This is a genomic window from Streptomyces sp. NPDC000878, from assembly GCF_053599695.1.
The window spans coordinates 41,863-61,303 of the sequence record NZ_JBSFMT010000053.1 but is presented as its reverse complement, the minus strand read 5'-3'; the positions used below and the strand labels follow the sequence as shown (position 1 = coordinate 61,303).

At 72.5% G+C, this 19,441-nt stretch carries 16 protein-coding genes; 13 read left to right on the top strand and 3 right to left on the bottom strand.

From position 1 onward, the window contains the following. Positions 1-27: 27 nt before the first annotated feature. From ACWDR4_RS34760 to ACWDR4_RS34700, 13 genes are all read left to right on the top strand, one after another. Positions 28-1,194 (top strand): ATP-binding protein, encoded by a 1,167-nt coding sequence (locus ACWDR4_RS34760; protein WP_450414335.1) that lies wholly within the window; start codon positions 28-30, stop codon positions 1,192-1,194. Then, positions 1,191-5,183, top strand: a complete 3,993-nt coding sequence (locus ACWDR4_RS34755) for a DUF5682 family protein (protein ID WP_450414333.1) — start codon at positions 1,191-1,193, stop codon at positions 5,181-5,183. Before ACWDR4_RS34760 ends, ACWDR4_RS34755 begins: the two co-directional genes overlap by 4 nt. After that, entirely contained in the window at positions 5,180-7,075 is a 1,896-nt protein-coding gene (locus ACWDR4_RS34750) for a hypothetical protein (protein ID WP_450414332.1), read from the top strand. The genes ACWDR4_RS34755 and ACWDR4_RS34750 overlap by 4 nt, the downstream gene beginning before the upstream one ends. A gap of 193 nt (positions 7,076-7,268) precedes the next feature. After that, entirely contained in the window at positions 7,269-7,496 is a 228-nt protein-coding gene (locus ACWDR4_RS34745; protein ID WP_450414330.1) for a hypothetical protein, read from the top strand. Positions 7,497-7,575: 79 nt separating this feature from the next. Next, positions 7,576-7,809, top strand: coding sequence for a hypothetical protein (locus ACWDR4_RS34740; protein WP_450414329.1), 234 nt, complete (start codon positions 7,576-7,578; stop codon positions 7,807-7,809). A 79-nt stretch (positions 7,810-7,888) separates the two neighbouring features. Next, positions 7,889-8,065, top strand: coding sequence for a hypothetical protein (locus ACWDR4_RS34735; RefSeq protein ID WP_450414328.1), 177 nt, complete (start codon positions 7,889-7,891; stop codon positions 8,063-8,065). Between the two features lie 347 nt (positions 8,066-8,412). After that, positions 8,413-8,646: a hypothetical protein gene (locus ACWDR4_RS34730; protein WP_450414326.1), complete on the top strand. Its 234-nt coding sequence runs from the start codon at positions 8,413-8,415 to the stop codon at positions 8,644-8,646. Between the two features lie 298 nt (positions 8,647-8,944). Then, positions 8,945-9,730 carry a class I SAM-dependent methyltransferase gene (locus tag ACWDR4_RS34725; protein WP_450414324.1) on the top strand — a complete coding sequence of 262 codons (786 nt, stop codon included), beginning with the start codon at positions 8,945-8,947 and terminating at the stop codon, positions 9,728-9,730. Positions 9,731-9,739: 9 nt separating this feature from the next. Then, positions 9,740-11,632: an ABC transporter ATP-binding protein gene (locus ACWDR4_RS34720; RefSeq protein ID WP_450414323.1), complete on the top strand. Its 1,893-nt coding sequence runs from the start codon at positions 9,740-9,742 to the stop codon at positions 11,630-11,632. Between the two features lie 96 nt (positions 11,633-11,728). Next, positions 11,729-13,633, top strand: a complete 1,905-nt coding sequence (locus tag ACWDR4_RS34715; protein ID WP_450414322.1) for an alpha/beta fold hydrolase — start codon at positions 11,729-11,731, stop codon at positions 13,631-13,633. Next, positions 13,614-14,195: a hypothetical protein gene (locus ACWDR4_RS34710; RefSeq protein ID WP_450414320.1), complete on the top strand. Its 582-nt coding sequence runs from the start codon at positions 13,614-13,616 to the stop codon at positions 14,193-14,195. Before ACWDR4_RS34715 ends, ACWDR4_RS34710 begins: the two co-directional genes overlap by 20 nt. Next, positions 14,192-15,088 carry a M23 family metallopeptidase gene (locus ACWDR4_RS34705; RefSeq protein WP_450414318.1) on the top strand — a complete coding sequence of 299 codons (897 nt, stop codon included), beginning with the start codon at positions 14,192-14,194 and terminating at the stop codon, positions 15,086-15,088. Before ACWDR4_RS34710 ends, ACWDR4_RS34705 begins: the two co-directional genes overlap by 4 nt. Further along, on the top strand, positions 15,085-16,584 hold the full coding sequence (locus tag ACWDR4_RS34700; RefSeq protein WP_450414317.1) for a phytoene desaturase family protein: 1,500 nt from the start codon (positions 15,085-15,087) through the stop codon (positions 16,582-16,584). Before ACWDR4_RS34705 ends, ACWDR4_RS34700 begins: the two co-directional genes overlap by 4 nt. Positions 16,585-16,752: 168 nt before the next feature. Here the strand turns inward: ACWDR4_RS34700 and ACWDR4_RS34695 are convergent, their stop codons facing one another. The 3 genes from ACWDR4_RS34695 to ACWDR4_RS34685 form a co-directional block, all read right to left on the bottom strand. Beyond that, a complete protein-coding gene (locus tag ACWDR4_RS34695; RefSeq protein WP_450414316.1) occupies positions 16,753-16,941 on the bottom strand; it encodes a DUF397 domain-containing protein in 189 nt (62 codons plus the stop codon). Positions 16,942-17,166: 225 nt separating this feature from the next. After that, positions 17,167-18,024 carry a helix-turn-helix domain-containing protein gene (locus ACWDR4_RS34690; protein ID WP_450414314.1) on the bottom strand — a complete coding sequence of 286 codons (858 nt, stop codon included), beginning with the start codon at positions 18,022-18,024 and terminating at the stop codon, positions 17,167-17,169. A gap of 457 nt (positions 18,025-18,481) precedes the next feature. After that, positions 18,482-19,243 carry a GOLPH3/VPS74 family protein gene (locus tag ACWDR4_RS34685; RefSeq protein WP_235477808.1) on the bottom strand — a complete coding sequence of 254 codons (762 nt, stop codon included), beginning with the start codon at positions 19,241-19,243 and terminating at the stop codon, positions 18,482-18,484. Positions 19,244-19,441 lie beyond the last annotated feature (198 nt).

Sequence of the window (19,441 nt, the reverse complement as noted above, 5' to 3'; positions counted from 1 at the left end):
AACACCGCGTACCACGAAGGACCGCACATGACCCTGACCGCTGACCAGGCGACCGCCGCACCTCCGGCCCGGCAGACACTGCCGGCCGAGGAGCGCTTCGCCACCGAACTCGCCTTCCTCGCCGCCCACGACGACGGCCCGCGTCCGCCCCGCTGGGCGCTGACCCCGCGCGCCGTGGTCACCTTCGTCTGCGGCAGCGGCGGCGAGACCCTGCGCCTGCCCGAACCACATGAGTCGTTGCCCGCCCGGCTCGCGATAGCCCCCAAGTTCGTCGGCGAACGCGCCCTCGTGGAACGCTGTGTGGTCACCCTCGCCGGTGAGCGCGGCCTGCTGCTGGTCGGCGAGCCCGGCACCGCCAAGTCGATGCTCTCCGAACTGCTGGCCGCCGCTGTCTGCGGCACCAGCGCCCTCACCGTGCAGGGCACCGCCGGCACCACGGAGGATGCCTTCCGCTACGGCTGGAACTACGCTCTGCTGCTCGCCCAGGGGCCGACCCCGCAGGCCCTCGTCGCCTCCCCGGTGCTCACCGCCATGCGCGGCGGGCAGGTCACCCGGATCGAGGAGATCACCCGCTGCCTGCCCGAGGTGCAGGACGCCCTGGTGTCCATCCTGTCCGACCGACGTCTGAGCATCCCCGAACTCGCGGGCACGCCGGATGCGTTGGTCCCGGCCACCCCCGGCTTCAGCGTCATCGCCACCGCCAACCTCCGCGACCGGGGCGTCTCCGAGATGTCCGCCGCGCTCAAGCGGCGCTTCAACTTCGAGACCGTCCACCCGATCGCCGACGCCGACGCCGAGACCGCGCTCGTACGCGGCCAGGCCACCGCCGCCGTGCAGCGGGCCGGCGCCGCCTTCGGCGTGGACGACGCCGTACTGGACGCGCTGGTCACCGTCTTCCGCGACCTGCGCTCCGGCCGCTCGGCGGAGGGCTGGGACGTCGAGCGGCCCGGCACGGTCATGTCCACCGCCGAGGCCGTGCAGGTCGCCGCCTCGCTCGGCCTGGCCGCCGCCTACCTCCCCGCCGGGGACCTCCTCGACCTCGTACCCGGGCATCTGCTCGGCGTCGTGCACAAGGACGACCCCGCCGACCGAGGACGCCTGCTCGGCTACTGGGACGGCCCCGTCCGCCGCCGCGCCGAGGACGGCTCCGCCATGTGGCGCCGCCTCTGGGACCTGCGGGAGGACCTGCGTTGACCGTCCCCGACCCCCGGGAGGCAGTGGCAGCGCTCGCGGCCTCCGTACGGCCGTACCTGCTCGGCGTACGCCACCACAGTCCCGCGCTGGCCTCCGTCGTGCCCGCCCTGCTGGACGCCGCCGGGGCCGACGTGGTGTGCGTCGAGCTGCCGGCCGACTTCCAGCCGTGGCTGCCGCACCTCGCCGACCCGCGCGCCGTCGCCCCGCTGGCCCTCGTCGGCGCAGACGAGGACGGCGGGCTCGCCTTCTACCCCTTCGCCGACTTCTCGCCGGAACTCGCCGCGATCCGCTGGGCCCGCGAGCGGGGGGCCGAGGTGCTGTGCTGCGACCTTCCGCTGGCCGATCGGGGCTGGTCCGCGTCGACCGGGCCGAGCCCGGCGGAAGGCGGTGGGCAGCCGGGTCCGGGCAGCGGTGAGGACACCGGCACACCCACCCCGCCGGCCGACGCCGGAACTGCCCGTGCCGGAACCGGTGATGGCGGTACTGCCCGTGCCGGAACCGGCGACGTCGGAACTGCCCGTGCCGGAACCGGCGATGGCGGTACCGCCCGTGCCGGAGCCGCCCACGCCGGTACCGCCCACGCCGGTACCGCCCACGCCGGATCCGCCTACGCCGATGCCCTCGCCGCCGTCGGCACCGGACGCGACGGGGACGACCTCTGGGACCGTGCCGTCGAGGTGCTCGCCCCCGGCTGCACCCCCGAAGCCGTACGCCGCGCCGCCCTCAGCGTTGGCTGGGCCCTCCGCCAGGACGCGTCGGCCACCGGTGGCATCCCCGCCGCCGACGTTGCCCGCGAAGCCCACATGCGCCGCGTCCTCGCCGAGGCCGCCGCCGACGGCCGCCGCGTCGCAGCCGTCATCGGCGCCTTCCATGCCCCGGCCCTGGCCGGCATGGACGACACGGTGCCACCCGTGGCCGATGCGAACCGCGCCTCGGCGAACGCTGCCGTTCCGGACAGCACCGGCCGGGCCGGTGCGGACGCAACAGAGCCCGGACCCGCCGTGCCCCTCCCCGTCTCCGACCGGCAGGGAGCCGACAGCCCGCTCCACGGGCCCGGTGAGAACCGGCCGGTCCCGACCGGACCGGGGACGACGGGCGGGGCAGCGCGCCGCGCACCGGTCACCTCGCTGGTCCCGTATGCCTTCGATCTGCTGGACTCGCGCTCCGGCTACCCCGCCGGGATCCGCGACCCCCGCTGGCAGCAGGCGGTCCTCACGGCCGGCGGCGGCCCCGGCCGGGTGCGCGACGCCGCCGCCCGCGCGATCACCGGCCTGTGCCGGGAGATGCGCGCCGCCGGTCACACCGCAGGAACGGGTGAGGCCACCGAGACACTGCGACTGGCCTGCGACCTCGCCAGGTTGCGCGGCCTGCCCGCGCCCGGGCGGGGGGAACTGCTGGAGGCGGTGACCACCGTGCTCGGCCAGGGCGAACCGCTGGGCCGGGGCCGGGCCCTGGCCCGTGCGCTCGAAACGGTACTGGTCGGTGCCGAGCGGGGCCGGATCGCGCCCGGCACGCCCCGATCGGGACTGGGCCCGTCGGCGGAGGCGGAGTTGGCCGCACTGCGGCTGCCGGGACCGGACAGCGCGGAACCCCGAGAGGTGCGCCTGGACCCGTTGCGGTCCGAGCTCGACGGCAGCCGGGAGATCCTGCTCCAGCGGCTCCAGGTGTGCGGCGTCGGATACGGCGAGCCGGTCGCGGTGGCCGGTACGGGCGACGGGGCCGCCCTCACCACACGATGGCGACTGGCCTGGACCCCGTCGGTGCCGGCGCGGCTCGACCTGGCGGGCGTACGCGGCGTCAACGCCGCCCAGGCCGCCGCCGGAACGCTGCGCGAGACGTACCGCCACGAGACGGCCGACGGCGGCGCCACCTGCGCGCAGATCCTGAGCGGGCTGCGCGACGCGGCCCGGTGCGACCTGCCCGATCTGGTCGCCGACCGCCTCGCCGAGGCCGCCGTCGTCCTTCCCTCCGCCGCCACGCTCCCCGAACTGCTCGACGCCCTGGACCTGTTGGAGGCGCTGCGCCGGGGCCACCTGCCCGGCACCACGCCGGAGGGGCGCGGGCAGGCCGCCGAGTTGGCCGTCACCCTGCTCGAAGCCGCCGTACGGGCACTGCCCGGACTGGCCGGCAGCGACGAGCCGCAGGACGCCGCCGCGCTCATCGCCTTGACGGCCCGGGCCGGCGAACACCGCCTCGGGCTGCGGCTGGACGACGCCCTGGATGCCCTCGCGCGCACCGGCTCGCCGCTCGTCCAGGGCGCCGCCCTGGCGGCCAGGGTCCTGCTCGACCTCGACGGCCCCGACACCCTCGGCGCCCGCGCCGCCGGATGGGTCGACACCGCCACCGGCCCGGACGGCCGCCACCGCCTGGCGCGCCTGCTCACAGGCCTGCTCACCGCCGCCGGGCCACTCCTCCAGGCGGCCCCCGCCACCCTCGCCCCCCTGCTGGACCGCATCGGCGAACTCACCGACCAGGCGTTCCTGGACCGCCTGCCCGCGCTGCGCGGCGGCTTCGACACCCTCTCCCCGGCGGCCCGCGACCGCCTGCTGCTCACCGTGACCGAACGCCTCGGCGACCGGCTCGACCTCACGCTGGCCGCCCCGCCCGAACTCATCGCCCTGTGGACCGCCGCCGACACCGCCGGGCTCGCCGCGCTCAACGCCCTGGGCCTGCCGGTACCGGCGGCCGACGCGGCCCTGAACGCATCCGAAGGCGGACGCGGATCGGCGCAGTCGGCCGAGACCGCCGGAACGGCACCCGAGCGCACCGAGCCGGAAGCCGCGAAGGGAACACCCGCGGATGCCGGGCCCGCGCCCGGAGCCGTGTCCGCAGCAACCAAGGGCGCCGCACCGGCACCGGCAAACGCGGCGGAGCCGCGCCTCGCTCCCACCGACCGGTGGCGGCTGCTGCTCGGCCGGGAGACCGACCGGCTCCCCGCCGGAGGCCGCCGTTACGCGCACGCCCTCGACGAGTTGTACGGGGCCGGGCGCGGCGAGGGTGCCACCGACCTCTGCGACGGGTCCGGTGGCGGCCAGGAGGGGTCCTTCCCCACCGCCCGCGAATGGGCCGCGGAACTCGACGCCCTGTTCGGGGCCGAGGTCCGGGAGGAGGTCCTCGGCTGGGCCGCCGGCACAGGCCGCACCGACGTACTCGCACAGCTCGACCCCGACGCCGTACGCCCCTCCGTCGAACTGCTGACCTCCGTCCTCTCCCTCGCCGGAGGCATGCCCGAGCAGCAGCTCGCCCGGCTCCGGCCGCTCGTGCGCCGCCTGGTCGACGAGCTCGCCCGCGAACTCGCCACCCGGCTGCGACCCGCCCTGACCGGGCTTGCCACCCCGCGCCCGACCCGCCGTCCCGGCGGCAGGCTCGATCTGCCCCGCACCCTGCGGGCCAACCTCGCCCACACCCGCCGGCTCGACGACGGCCGGACCGTCGTCGTTCCCGAACAGCCGGTCTTCAGCACCCGGTCCCGACGCGAGGCCGACTGGCGGCTGATCCTCGTGGTCGACGTGTCCGGCTCGATGGAGGCCTCCGTCATCTGGTCGGCACTGACCGCCGCCGTACTGGGCGGCGTACCCACCCTCTCCACCCACTTCCTCACCTTCTCGACCCAGGTGATCGACCTGACGGACCGGGTCACCGACCCCCTGTCCCTCCTCCTGGAGGTACGGGTCGGGGGCGGCACCCATATCGCGGCCGGGCTCGCGCACGCCCGCTCGCTGGTGACCGTGCCGAGCCGGACCCTCGTGGTCGTGGTCAGCGACTTCGAGGAGGGCTACCCGCTCGGCGGGCTGCTCGGAGAGGTACGTTCCCTGGCCGCGTCCGGCGTCCACCTGATGGGCTGCGCCGCCCTGGACGACACCGGAGCCCCGCGCTACTCGGTGCCCATCGCCCAGCAACTCGTCGCGGCCGGAATGCCCGTGGCAGCCCTCAGCCCACTCGCTCTCGCCCGCTGGGTGGGCGACCGCCTCCGCGGAGAACCCCGATGAACGACCGACTCCCGCCCGTCACCCCGGATGTGGTCGCCACCGCCGTGGAGAGCCTGACCTCCCGGCTGCGCAAGAAGCTGGACGCGGCGATCGAGCAGTACGCAGCCGTGCGCGCCGCGGCCGACGGCGACACCGTCTCCGTCAGCTGCGGCGAGGACGCCGTGGTCACCCTGGCGCCCGGCCCCTCCGGCACCGTCACCACCGCCGAGCAGGCCCGCTGCACGTGCCTGCTCGCGCCGCGCTGCCTGCACCGGGCCGCCGTCCTCGGTGCCTGCCCGGTCGCTGACGCGGAGACCGCGACGGCGGACAGCGCGGCCACATCCGCGCCCGAACCCGTCGCGGCGCCGGAAGCCCCGGCGCAGGCGACCGCCGCCCCCACCTCGGCCCGGACCGAGGACGGCGGCCCGGTACGGACGGCGGCATCCGGCCTGTGGACGGCCGCCGCGACCGTCCTCGCCGCCGGGGTGCCCGCCGCCGGCGCGGTGCCCCAGGCCGAACTGCTGCGGGCCGCCCACACGGCCCGACTGGCCGGCCTGCACCGGGCCGAGGCCGCCGCCCTGCGCGTCGTACGCGGCCTGCGGAGCGCCCGAGCCCGGCACGACAGCCACCGCCTGGCCGACCTCGTCGCCGATCTGCGCGAACTCCTCCTCACCACCCGCCTGCTGGCGGCAGCCCACCCCGACCCGGCACTGATCGGCACCGCCCGCCGTGGTTACCGGCCCGGCGACGGCGCCCTGCGCGTCCACGGGGTCTGCCGCGAGCCGGTGATCAGCGCCACGGGTTACGGCGGCGTGGTCACCCACCTCATCACCGACGACGGCCGCTGGTTCTCCGTCGCCGACGTCAAGCCCGGCGGTCCGGCCCGCGCCAGGGGCGCCGCCACGGCCCCGGTCTCCCTCGGCCCGGCCGCGCTCAACCACGCCCAACTCGCCCGCGGCGGCCTGCTGATCACCGGGGCCACCGTCTCCCCGGACGGCCGCCTCGGCTCCGGCAAGGGCGTCCGGGCCACCCCCCTCACCGGCCTTGCCTGGTCATCGGCCCCCTTGGCCGCCCTGTTCGCCCGCCCACTCGCCGAGACCGTCGCCGAACGACTTGCCACGGCCCCCGACCCGTATGGCCGGAACGGGCGGACCGGCGAACCGATCGGCTGCGACCTGCTGGTCGTCGGCGCCTCCGGCGACCACCTCCTGGCCCACGAACTGCCCGCCGCCAACGGCCCCCTCGTCCGCCTGGCCCCCGCCAACGCCCACCCCGACCTCGCCCACACCGCCAACCTCAGCAGACTCGCCTCCCGCCCCGGCCTCCGGATACGTGTGGTCGGCCGGCTCGACCCCGACCGGGCCGCCACCCTGCACCCCCTCGCCGTCGGCCCCGTACCGGGCACCGAAGCGACACTCCGCCTGCCCTCGGAGTGGCTGGGCCGCGCCGATCTCGGCTACGACCGCATCCAGGGCGCGCATCTTCCGCCCCCCGACGCCGGCCCGCCCGCCGAAGCACTCACGCCGTCCCCGCCCGACCCCCTGGCCGACTCACCGCTGTGGCGGGTGCGGCGTCTGGTCGAACTGGCCGTCGCCGGAGGCCGCGGTGCGGTCGCCGAGCCCGCCCGCAGCGGCGATCCCGGCCGCGACGGGGCTTCGCTGCGCCGTACGGGATTCCACTCCGCGGCCGACCTGGCCGCGGCACTCACCGCAGCGGCCGACCGCCGCACCCGCGACGTCTTCGGCCGGCTCGACGAAGCCGACCCCGACCGTTACGCGTCGGCCTGGCTTGCCGCGGCAGTCCATCTGGCGAGCACCGAACGGGCTTTGGTCCAAGCCACCTGGCGCATCCGCCAGGAAGCGCCGGCGGCATCGGTGACACCAGGCGGAGGGACGAACACGCGCGGGTCCTGAGCTGCGTACGAGTCGCGTACGAGTCGCGTAATTCTACGGATGGTACGTCTCGTGCGGGTCTGTGAAAGTCATTGCGAAGACGCGTTCACGACAACTCCGCAGCAGATTCCCGCGGCCTTCGCTGCCGAGGTCGTGACACACCAGTCACGCGTACAGGGCTTGTCCTCCCACCCCACTGAGGAAAGGAACCCCAATGACCAGCATCTCTGATCGCATCAACGACGTCTCACCGCAGCTGTTCGGTGAGTTGACGCTGACGCGCGGAGCCCGGCACCTGTCGGATCTGACTCCCGTCATGGCCACTCCCGCCGCCTTCGCCGCCGGAGTGGCCGTCAGCGTCGCCGCGTACGGCGCCGGTTACGCCGTCGGGGCCATCGGCGGGTGCGGCGGTGGCCCCCAGCCCCCCAAGCAGGCCTTGTGAGGCACGACTGAGGCCGAGTTGTCCGGCGATGGCGCGGCCTGACCGCCGGGATCACCTTGACACGACGTTTGGAGTTTTCATGTCCGTTCTGACAGAGCACGTGAACACCAGTAGCGCGCTGGCCGAGTTTCCGCTGCGGGCCGACCGGGCCCGGCAGTTGGGTGAGCTCGCGCCGGTTCTCGCGACCCCTGCTGCCGCTGTGGCCTTCGCCGCCGGAGTGGCGGTCGGGGTCCAGCTCACCGGGGCGTTCGGCGCCGGCGTCGCCGCCGGCGGGTGCGGCGGTGGCCCCCAGCCCCCCAAGCAGGCCTTGTGAGGCACGACTGAGGCCAGGTTGTCCGGCGGCGGCGCGGCCTGATCGCCGGGATCACCTTGACACGACGTTTGGAGCTTTCATGTCCGTTCTGACAGAGCACGTGAACACCAGTAGCGCGCTGGCCGAGTTTCCGCTGCGGGCCGACCGGGCCCGGCAGTTGGGTGAGCTCGCGCCGGTTCTCGCGACCCCCGCTGCCGCTGCGGCCTTCGTCGTCGGGTGCGGCGGCAGCATCAAGCCCCCCATCCCGACCCAGTGACGCACGACTGAGGCCGATGCGACCCACCGGGCCCGGTAGACGGGCCCGGTGGGTGGGCGAATTCGCGCCGGTCCAGATCTGCGCATGCCGTGCGTGGTTCTACGGACGGCACATCTCCCGCAGGTCCCAACAACGTGTCCGAGGATCTGTTCGGCGACGTGGACAGCGCCCAGGATTCCCGCGATTTGTCTGCCCTGGCCCTCTGATGGCGAGTTCTGCGGCTTTCGCCGCCGAGGTCGTGATCGGTGTCATGGACTGCACCGTCCACGGGCCGTTCTGACGGCAGTGACACAGCGGGCACGCCCACACAGGTGTGCCTTCCCCCGAACGCCAGGAACGGAAGCCCGATGACGACTATCTCTGATCGCATCAACGACGTCTCACCGCAGCTGTTCGGTGAGTTGACGCTGACGCGCGGAGCCCGGCACCTGTCGGACCTGACTCCCGTCATGGCCACTCCGGCCGCCTTCGCCGCCGGTGTGGCCGTCAGCGTCGCCGCGTACGGCGCCGGTTACGCCGTCGGCCTCGCCGCCTGCGGTGGCGGGGGCGGCGGCGGCATCACCCCGCCCAAGAACAAGTGACGCCCAACTGAGGCCGAGGTGCCAGGCGGTGGCGCGGCCTGATCGGTGAGCTCGCGCCGGTTCTCGCGACCCCTGCTGCCGCTGTGGCCTTCGCCGCCGGAGTGGCGGTCGGGGTCCAGCTCACCGGGGCGTTCGGCGCCGGCCCCGCCGGCCCCGCCGGCCCCGCCGGCGGCGACAACAGGACGAACTGAGGCGCCACGGGAGGGTGCACGACGGACGGTGTGCCCTCCCGTGTTCCTCGGCAAACGGAGTTCGCCGCTGGGCGATCTCCGAAACCATTGCCTATCGAGCAGGCGGTATGAGCGACATTCAGGATCTCGGGTACGGGCGTCAGTTCGCCGACTTCTACAACCAGATCTTCCCGCCGGGGGACGACACGGCGAAGTGGCTCGCCGGTCTCCATCCCGGGAACGGCGCGCCGACACTGGAACTCGGCGTCGGCACCGGACGCATCGCTCTGCCGCTGGCGGAACAGGCCGGTGAGGTGGTCGGCGTCGACTCCTCCCCTCAGATGCTGGAGGTGCTGCGCGGCGCCCTCGCCCGGGAGCCGCGGCCGGTCACCGCGGTGCACGGCGACATCCGGAGCTACCGGAGCGAGCGGAAACACGGGCTGGTCTACTGCGTCTGCGGAACGTTGTCGATGCTGCTCGACCCTGCCGAGCAGCAGCGGGTGCTGGAGAACTGCGCGCTGGCTCTCGCACCCGGCGGCGCGGTGGTCATCGAGACCCACAATCCGGCGTTTGTCGAGGCGATGCACGAGGGACGCCTCCGTGACACGTTCTTCGTCCCCTGCGGGGAGGACGTCGGCCTGCAGTCGTACTCGGCCATCGACCCCGCCCAGCAGATCTGGCACCTCTCGCACATCTGGCACCAGGGCGGCAGCACCCGGCTCGCGTCGGAGACCAGCCGGCTGACGACACCGACCGAGATCGACACGTACGCCGAACGTGCGGGGCTGCGTCTGGAGGCGCGCTACGGGGACTGGCAGGGGTCGGCCTTCACCGGTACCGAGCCCATGGTGATCGGCGTGTACCGAAACAAGGACGAACAGGTCGGTTCCGCGGTGTCGGACCAGGAGCGGTGAGGACACCCGATGGCAAGTACTTCACTGAGCACCGAGGCCCCGGAGACCGAGCCGGTCAAGGACGAACGGGACACGGGTGCGCACGAGCGGCAGACGGGTGTGGACGCCACCGGCACCGCCCCGGGGGACGGGCTCTCACTGCGGGAGACGTTCACAGCCTTCCGCGACTATGTCCGCCCGCACTGGCGGGAGGTCGCCCTCGCGGGCGGGCTGCTGGTGGGGGCGGGGGTGCTCGGCCTGCTCCAGCCACTGGTCGTGGCGGACCTGCTCACCGCGTACGCCCAGGGCCAGGAGGTCACGCCGGACCTGCTGAAGCTCGTCGCACTGGTGCTGGTGGCCGCGATCGCGCTGGCGGTCGGTGACTTCCTGTTGCTGCGTGCGGCCGAGCGCGTGGTGCTGGCCGGGCGCCGTGGGCTGGTGCGCCACATATTGCGGCTCCCGATGGGGGCCATGCGCCAACAGGCGCCGGGTGATCTGCTCTCCCGGGCCGCGGGAGACACCTCGTTGCTGCGGCAGATAGTCACGCAGACCTTGATTCAGGCCCTCACCGGCCTGGTGATGATCATCGGCACGCTGGTGATGATGGCGATCGTCGACGCCGTGCTGCTCGCCATCACCGTCGGCGTGGTCGTGGTCCTCGGAACCGTGGTCGGCGTCATCATGCCGCGGATCCGGCGGGCTGCGCTGCGTGCCCAGGAGTCGGTGGGCATCATGGGTGCCGCCCTGGAGCGCGCGCTGAGCGCGTTCACCACGGTCAAGGCCTCCGGCGCGGAGGAGGTCGAGGCCGAGCGCGTCGACGAGGCGGCACGGGACGCGTACGACGAGGGCGTCGTGCTCGCCCGCTGGGGCTCGGTGGCGGGCACCACGGCCGGGCTCGCGATGCAGGCGGCCTTCCTCATCGTGCTCGGCGTGGGCGGGGCGCGGGTCAGCAGTGGCGCCATCTCGGTGGCCTCGCTCATCTCGTTCCTGCTGTACGTCCTCTATCTCGCGCAGCCGGTCATGTCGCTGACCGATGTCGGTACGTACTTCCAGGCCGCGCGGGCCGCCGTACAGCGCCTGGCCGAGGTGACCCGGCTGCCCACCGAGCCCGTGGACCCGGACTCTTCGCCGGCACTGGCCGCCAACGGTCCACAACCACAAGGGACCCGCCTCCCAGGGGCGACGAGGGAACTGGCCCCGCTCGTCTTCGAGGACGTCTCGTTCACCTATCCCGGCCGGACCGCTCCCGCGCTGGACGGCTTCTCCCTCGAAGTCCCGGCCACCGGCCTCAGCGCGCTCGTGGGTCCTTCCGGCGCCGGCAAGACCACCGTGCTGAGTCTCATCGAGCGCTTCTACGACCCGGACCGGGGCCGCATCCTGCTCGACGGACGGGACCTGCGCGACTGGAGCCTGAAGGATCTGCGCGCGGGCATCGGCTACGTCGAACAGGACGCGCCGGTGATGGCCGGCACCCTCCGCGACAACCTCGCCTATGCCGCACCCTCCGTCGGCGACGAGGAACTCCACGCGGTCCTTGAGACCACCCGGCTCCAGCCGCTGCTGGAACGGCTCGGCGGCGATCTCGACGCCGAGATCCAGTACCGCGGCACCTCGCTGTCCGGCGGCGAACGCCAGCGCATCGCCATCGCGAGAGCACTCCTGCGCCGTCCGCGACTGCTCCTTCTCGACGAGGCGACGTCGCAACTGGATGCCCTCAACGAGGCCGCGCTGCGCGAGGTCGTCCAGGAGCTGTCCACCCGTACGACGGTGCTCGTCGTGGCGCACCGGCTCTCGACCGTGCGCTCGGCCTCCCGTATCGCCGTGGTCCAGGACGGCGGGCTTCGAGCCGTCGGCACCCACACCGAGCTGCTGCGCGACGACCCCCTGTACGCCGAGCTCGCTTCGCACCAACTGCTCGGCTGACAGCGGCACCCGCGGCACAACACCGCATGTCCGCCCGCAGGGACCGGGCCCCGGTCCCTGCGGGCAAGCCCCGACGACCCGAAAGGAACTCACCTCATGGCGCGATTGCCGAAGGTGATACGTGCCGTCCTGTCACCGCCGTCCGTGAGCCGGGCCAAGGCCCTGTCGCTCAGCGAGCGGCTGAGCGCGACGACACACCTTGTGGCGAGCCTGGAATATCTGAGGACGGAACGCGACCGACGACACGGCGGACTGAACAACTGGGAGGTCAGCCGGGAAGCGTTCGTGACCTGGTCCCCGCTGGTCGGCAAGGTGCTCGATCTCGCCGCCCGTCCGGACGCCACCCGCGTTCTGCATGTCGCGCGAGTAGCCGCCGCGGCGGCTCTGCTGGCGCCGCTTCCGCGCGGGCCGCGCATCGCCGCGAACGCCGTGCTCTCAGGCACCTCGCTGCTGCTGTACCCGCTCAACCACTACGGCACCGACGGCTCCGACCAGGTGTCCTTCCTGGTCCAGTCCGTCACCACGGTCGCCCGGATCGGCGAGCGGAACCCGCGGGTCGTCGACGCCTGTCTGTGGTTCGTCGCGCTGCAGTCGACGCTGTCGTACGCCGTGTCGGGCTGGGTCAAGGTGGCCAGCTCGACCTGGCGCAGCGGCAGGGCGCTGCCCGGGGTGATGCGGACCCTGACCTACGGGGACCGCACCGCCTGGGAACTGGCGCGCCGCTACCCGCGTGCCGCGCACGCGGTGTGTGCCGGCGTGCTGGCTCTGGAGTGCGCCTTTCCCGTCGTCTTCCTCGCCAAGGGCCGACCGGCCCCGCTGATGGTGGGGTCGGCGGCGGTCTTCCACCTCGCCAACGCCCGCTTCATGGGGCTCGGACGCTTCCTGTGGTCGTTCGTCTCCATGCACCCGGCCGTGCTCTACGCCGCCGGCCCGCGCGAGCGCACCGTGGTGGACGGCCGGGTGGAGCGGCGTGACGACGCCCTGCCGGTGCTGGCGCTCGGGCTCCTGGCCGCCGCGCTGGGTGCCCTGCAGGTGGAGAAGGGCCGCCAGAACCGCAGGGTGCTGCGGGGCAGGGAGGACGAGCAGGAGTTCACCGCTTCGTCCGGGAACACGCTCGCCTACCGGCGCACCGGTCCGGACGATGCGGCGGACGACGGCACACAGCCGGTCGTCATCCTGGAGAACGGACTGGTCGCGACCGCCGAGCACTGGGAGTGGATCGTACGGGGGCTCTCGGAGCGGTTCCCCGTCGTGACCTACCACCGGGCGGGCTACGGCCGCAGCACCTACGCCGGGTCCGAGGACGAGGCGTACAGCCTCGATACCGCCGTGGACGATCTCGTCGACCTGATCGGGCACACGGCGGCCGGCCGCCCGGTCGTCGTGGCCGGCCATTCGCTGGGCGGCTATCTGGCGCTGAAGGCGGCCGGCCGGCTGCCGGAGCAGATCGTCGGAGTCGGTCTGCTCGACTCCAGCCATCCCGCGGAGCTCCAGCGCTCGTCCCGGCAGGCGCGGGGCCAGGAGATGTTCAGCAACTCGCTCTCCGTCATGACCACTTCGCTGAAGCTGGGCATGGGAGCGCTGCTCAGTCACCCTGCTTGGGTCGACCGGCTGCCCGAGGAGGTACGAGGGCTGTTGGTGGCGCACTACCGGGACTCGCGGATGTGGGCGGCCGGGCGCCGTGAGTGGCGGGCCGTACAGGAGGAGTTCAACTCCTTCGACGGGAAGCTGCCGGACTCCGGTGTCCCGTCGCTTGTCATCACGGCCGGGCACACCGCCTCTCAGGATCCGGTCCAGAAGGAGCTTCATGCGGAGTTCGCCGCGGCGGCGGCGCACTCCGCGCATCACGTCATCGACGGCGCCGACCACGACTCGGTGCTGACGGACCAGGGGTTCGCGGAGCGGGTCGTCACATTGATGGCGGACTTCGTCGTGGACCTCGGCTCAGGCGTGGCGAAGACCGCGAAGGAGGAGGACTCCCATGGCAACCCCGCGAATTGAGGGCGGCCCGGTGCCGGCGGGGTCGCGCGGAGCCGTCGGTCTGCTGGTACTCGGCGGGCTCGCGGTGTGGTTCGGCGCGACCGCCGCGAGCCAGTATCCGCACAGCTCTTTCGAGCGCGTCCGTGACCGCGACAGGACCGGACTGCTGATCCCGAACTGGAAGTTCTTCGCCCCCGAACCGGCTCAGCACGACTTCCATGTGCTGCATCGCGTGCTGACGGCGGACGGCAGCCAGACCTCCTGGGCCGAGACCACGCGGATCGCGCCCCGGGCCTGGGCCCAGGTCCTGTGGTTCCCGCACCGGCGCCGGGAGAAGGCACTCTTCGACGTGTGCGCCGAGCTGATCATGCTCATGAACAAGCCAGGCCTGGATGTGACACGGTTCCCCGTGTACCGGTTGCTGCGGGACTTCGTCGCGCTGGCCGTGCGGGAGACGTACGACGGTCAGGAGCCGCCGCGGGGGTTCCAGTTCCTGATCGCCAGACACACCGGACATGATCAGACCCACGAACCCGACTACGTGTTCCTCTCACCGTTCGTCGCGACGGAGGAGGCGGCGTGAGCGGCGTGAACGGTGTGCGGGATACCGCGGACATGCCGCAGCCACTGCCTGCCTGGTACCGGATCAACGCCCGGGTCAGGGGGGTCTCCACCGTGCTGGGTCCCGTCGTGCTGGTCACCGGTGTGCTGGGCCCGTCGGTGCTCCCTTCCGTGGTCACCCCGGGGCCGGCGTCCGGCCTGCGGGTGGCCGGGTGGGCGGTGCTGGTACTGGGGCTGGCTCTGACGTTCCTGCCGACCGTGCCCCGGATCGTGTCACGCTCCGTGGGAGCTCCTGTCACCGGCCGCTGGTCCGCCGTCAACAGCCCCAGGACCAGGGTGCCGAGTCATCGCACGCACGCCTACGGCCAGACGTTCGCGGTCGACCTGGTGTACGAGCCCGAAGGCCGTTCACGCCCGGCGTTCGGCGAAGGCCCTGGCTTCCGGCCGCCGGAGGACTTCCCGGCCTTCGGCGAGGAACTGGTGGCCCCGGGCGACGGCCGGGTCGTGACGGTCCGGGACCGCGCAAGGGACCATCGCAGCCGCTCGACCCGGCAGGCGCTCGCCTACATGATCCTGGAAGGCATGGTCCGGGAGCTCGCAGGCCCCCGCCACATACTCGGGAACCACATCGTTCTGGACCTCGGGGACGGCACGTACGCGGTCTTCGCACACCTCCAACGCGGGTCGGCCACGGTTCGCCCCGGCGAGACGGTCCACCGCGGCCAGGTGATCGGCCGGTGCGGCAACTCCGGCAACTCCAGCGAACCGCACCTGCACTTCCAGCTGATGGACCACCGCCGGCCGCTCGTCGCCGCCGGACTGCCCTTCGTCTTCACCGAGGTCAGCGTCGACGGCGGGGAGCCCGGAGAGGATGTCCCCGCAGACGGCCAGACCATGGTCGCGTCGGGCAGGTGAGCTCGCCATGTGACAGGTGGCCCGGGGACGGGTCCAACGGCGAGGTGGACGCCGTCGTCGTCGGCGCCGGGCCCAACGGGCTGGCCGCGGCGATCGTCCTCGCCGGGGCCGGGCTGGAGGTGGTGGTGTACGAGGCGGCGCCCACCGTCGGCGGCGGCGCCCGCACCGCCGAACTGACCCTGCCCGGTTACCGCCACGACGTGTGCTCTGCCGCCCACCCCATGGGCCTGGCCTCGCCGTTCTTCCGCGCGTTCGACCTCGCCGCGCACGGGGTGGAGTTGGCGCGCCCCACGGTGTCGTACGCCCATCCGCTCGACGGGGGCCGGGCAGGGCTCGCCTGGCGGGATCTGGACCGTACGGTCGAGGGGCTCGGGCGGGACGGCGCCGCCTGGCGGTCGCTGCTCGGCCCGCTGGTGGACCGCTGGCAGGGGCTGGCCGGTGTCGCCATGTCGGACCTGCGGGGCCTGCCGCCGGACCTCGGTACGGCGGTGCGCCTCGCCCTGCGCACGGCGGAGCAGGCCTCACCGCTGTGGGGAGCGCGCTTCCGCGGGCCGCTCGCGCCGGCGCTGCTCACCGGGGTGAGCGCGCATGCCGTCGCCCCGCCGCGCGCTCCCGTCCCGGCGGCGGTCGGGCTGGTGCTCGCGGCTCTGGGACACGCGGTGGGCTGGCCGATCCCCATCGGCGGCAGCCAGACCATCGTGGACGCGATGGCCGCCGAACTGCGCCGCCGCGGCGGGCGGATCGTGACCGGCCGGCGCATCGGCAGCCTCTCCGAACTGCCGCGTGCCCGTGCGGTCCTGCTGGACCTGGCCCCGGCCGGGCTGCTGCGGATCGCCGGGGACGCGCTCCCCGGCCGTTACGCTCGCCGGCTGCGGGCCTACCGGCACGGCGCGGGCGCCTGCAAGGTCGACTTCGCGTTGTCCGGTCCGGTGCCCTGGCAGGCGGCGGGCTGCGAACTCGCCGGCACACTGCACCTGGTGGGCTCCCGCGCGGCGGCGCTCGCCGTCGAACGTCAGGTCGCCGCCGGCCGGCACCCCGAACGGCCGTACGTTCTCGCGGTCCAGCCCGGCGTCGTCGACCCGACGCGGGCACCGGCCGGCCGGTACACCCTGTACACGTACGCGCATGTGCCGCACGGCTCAACGGTGGACATAGGTGACACGGTGACCGCGCAGGTGGAGCGTTTCGCGCCGGGCTTCCGCGACCTGGTGCTCGCCCGCAGTGTCATCCCCGCCGCCGGTCTGCCGGAGCACAACCCCAACTACGTCGGCGGCGACATCGCGGGCGGCGCGCTGTCCGTGTGGCAGACGGCGATGCGGCCGGTGCCGAGCCGCGATCCGTACGCCACACCGCTCCCCGGGGTCTACCTGTGCTCGGCGTCGACCCCGCCGGGCCCGGCCGTCCACGGCATGTGCGGACTGTACGCCGCGAGGCAGGCGCTGCGGCAGCGCTTCGGCATCCCCACCGATCCGTTGGAGCTGGTACGAGGGCATTGACGTACGGCGGACCGGGCAAGGCCGAGCCCCCTCGGCTAGGACGGCGGGCCAGTCGAGAGGGCTCTTCGGTGGTGCTTGTGAAGTTGTTCTACTGCTTGCTCTGCTACTGCTTGTTCTGCTTCTCGCTCTGCTGCTTGTACTGCTGCGTGGTGATCGTCGTGAGTGGTGCTACTTCACCGACGTCACGAACGAGTTCCACGCGGCTGCGGGGAACGAGAGGGTCGGGCCCTCGGTGACCTTCGAGTCGCGGACGGCGAGCGCCGAGACGGTGGGCGACTTGACCTCGACGCACGCGCCGTTGTTGTTGGAGTACGAAGACTTCGTCCACGTGTCCGTGGCGCCCTGAGGAATTGCCATTTCTGCTCCGGTAGTTCAGATGCCGAGTTGCTGTCGCCGCACCACGGTTGCCCACGGGGCACGCGGTGCGGTTTGCGCCAACCTTTGGTGATCGTTGGCGTGATCGACGCTACTCGTCGCCGCTCTCGTTCGGAGCAGTCGTTCACTCGACCGGGTGGCATATTCCAGATAACCTTCCGCCTGGCCTTATCCAGGTGTACGATCCGCCGCTTCCGCCCGGTCGGCTCAGCGCGCGTACTCCTTCGCCACATCCTGGATGAGATGAAGGGACTGGTCCACGTTCAGCGCCTGGGCCCGCAGATGCTCGTACATCACCGTGTATTTCTGCACCTCGTGAGGCTTCTCCAGGTACAGGTCACTGGTCACGCCCTCGATGTACACCACGCTCGAATCCGCGGCGTCGGCGAACTCCAGGATGGCGTACTGGCCGTTGATGCCGGGGTGCGCGCCGACCCCGAACGGCAGCACCTGCACGGTGACATGCGGGAGTTGGGACATCTCCGCGACGTGCTCCAGCTGCTCGCACATCACCCGCTTGTCCCCGACGACCCGGCGCAGGGAGGCCTCGTCCAGGACCACCCACAGCCGCAGCGGGTCCGTCTCCGCGGTGATGCGGTCCTGGCGCCGCAGCCGGACCTGGACGCGTTTCTCGGTCTCCTCCGACGAACTCTCCGGTGAGCCGCCCCGGATGATGGCCTCGGCGTACGTCCGCGTCTGCAACAGGCCTGTGATGATCTGGGGTTCGTAGACGCGCAGCGACTCCGCGTCCGTCTCCAGCCCGATGTACACGCTGTACGGGACATCCCCGAACGCGTGCCACCAGCCCTGCTGCCGCGAGTCCTTGGCCATCTCCATCAGGGAGTCGACCATCCGCTTGTCCTCGACCTCGTACACTCCGCACAGGTCGCGGACGTCACGCTGGCTGATGCTGCGCCTGCCGTTCTCCAGCCTGCTGATCTTCGACTGGGAGACCAGCAGCCGCTCGGCGACCTGCTCGGCCGTCATGTTCTTCTCCTCGCGGAGCCTGCGCAACTCCTGGCCCAGCCGGCGTCGCCTGACGGTGGGATTGACGTTGGACGCCATGGGACGTGCACCTCCGGCTGCGTGCCTGTACGTGGCTTGCCACTATCCGTATCTGCTGTTGAGCAGACTGCCACCAAGGTGTGTCGTGCCGCTGGAAAACTGCGGATATCCGGTGGTCAGTCGGTGGATATGCGTCCGGTACAGGCCAGTTCGGCGGATTCCGCTTGTCCTCCGGCCGCTTCCCGGCTCCGGCGGCGTCCCGTATATGCCCGACGTCATGTGCCGGGGGAGGGTACGGGGGTACGTCCTGACGCCGGACATGCGGCCGCGCGGGGCGGCGAGGGCCGTTTCGGTCGTCCTCGCGGACAGCCTTACGGTCCTCACCGCCCCGCGCGGGCCAGCGGCTCCCGAACCGGTCTTGGGGACTGCGGTGCGGCGCTGTTGAGGTCCTGCGTGGTGCGTCGTGCGTGGTGATGCGGGTGCCTCGCGGATCGGGTGTTCGCCGTGGGACTGCGGCTCAGTGAGCCACGGCGCGCGCCATGGATCCGCGATGCTGGTGCGGCTGCATCGGAACACCGCGAGCGGGTTCCGGTGCGGACCTGGCTCCGGGGGCGGCCTGACGGCCGGCCGGTGCCGGGCTGCGGCGCGGCTGGGCCGCGACGCCGTTCTGCACGTCCATGACAGCGTGGGCCACCAGTCCGCCCATGGGGTCGTGCCGGATCAGGTCCCGCAACCGGGAGCGGGACGAACGTCCCTCGTTACCCGGATACAGGTGCTTGCCGAGACCGACCGCATGGGCCAGCGCGGCGAGCGCCGCCGTCCGCGGGTCCGGCGGAACGCCGGTGCGGATGGCAGTGTCCAGTCGGGCTCTGATCTCCCGGCTGATCTCCGTGTCCGTCGCCTGATAGCGAGTCGTCGGAAGCACCCCGCACATCTGTCCCGCCACGGCATGCACCATGCCGCACCGCTCAAGATGCGAGAGGTAGGTCTGACGCAGCCCCAGGCGGGGCCCGCCAATCCAGTTCACTGCGCGTACGGGTGCTCCGCGTCGGCGAAGCAGTTCCAACGCACAGTCCAGTGTTGGATCTCCAGTCGGCCGTGGTACGACCACGGCGATACGATCCCCGTCCGGGGCTATCCGTCCGGCCAGCGCCAGCTCCACTAGCTGTGCTCCGGCCAGACCGAGGTCGAGCGACTGCGGCTGTGCGGTGGTACCCGTGGCCGGGTCCAACGCCAGCAGAAGAAGCTCTTCCGGAATTGATCTGCGGCTCCTGCCCATCCATGCCTCCCCGCGTGGATGAATGACAGGGTGACCCCTCTCACATTCATCTGTCGAGAGGGCGTGACCGGTTCGTAGTGGAACCAGTAGGTATGTCGTTCTCGTCTACCGCAGGAGTCAAGGCTGCGCACAGGACACTGGTAGGCGGTTCGGACAGTGTCGTTCGGGCGGCGTTTTGACGGTTCACGGTTCGGTACA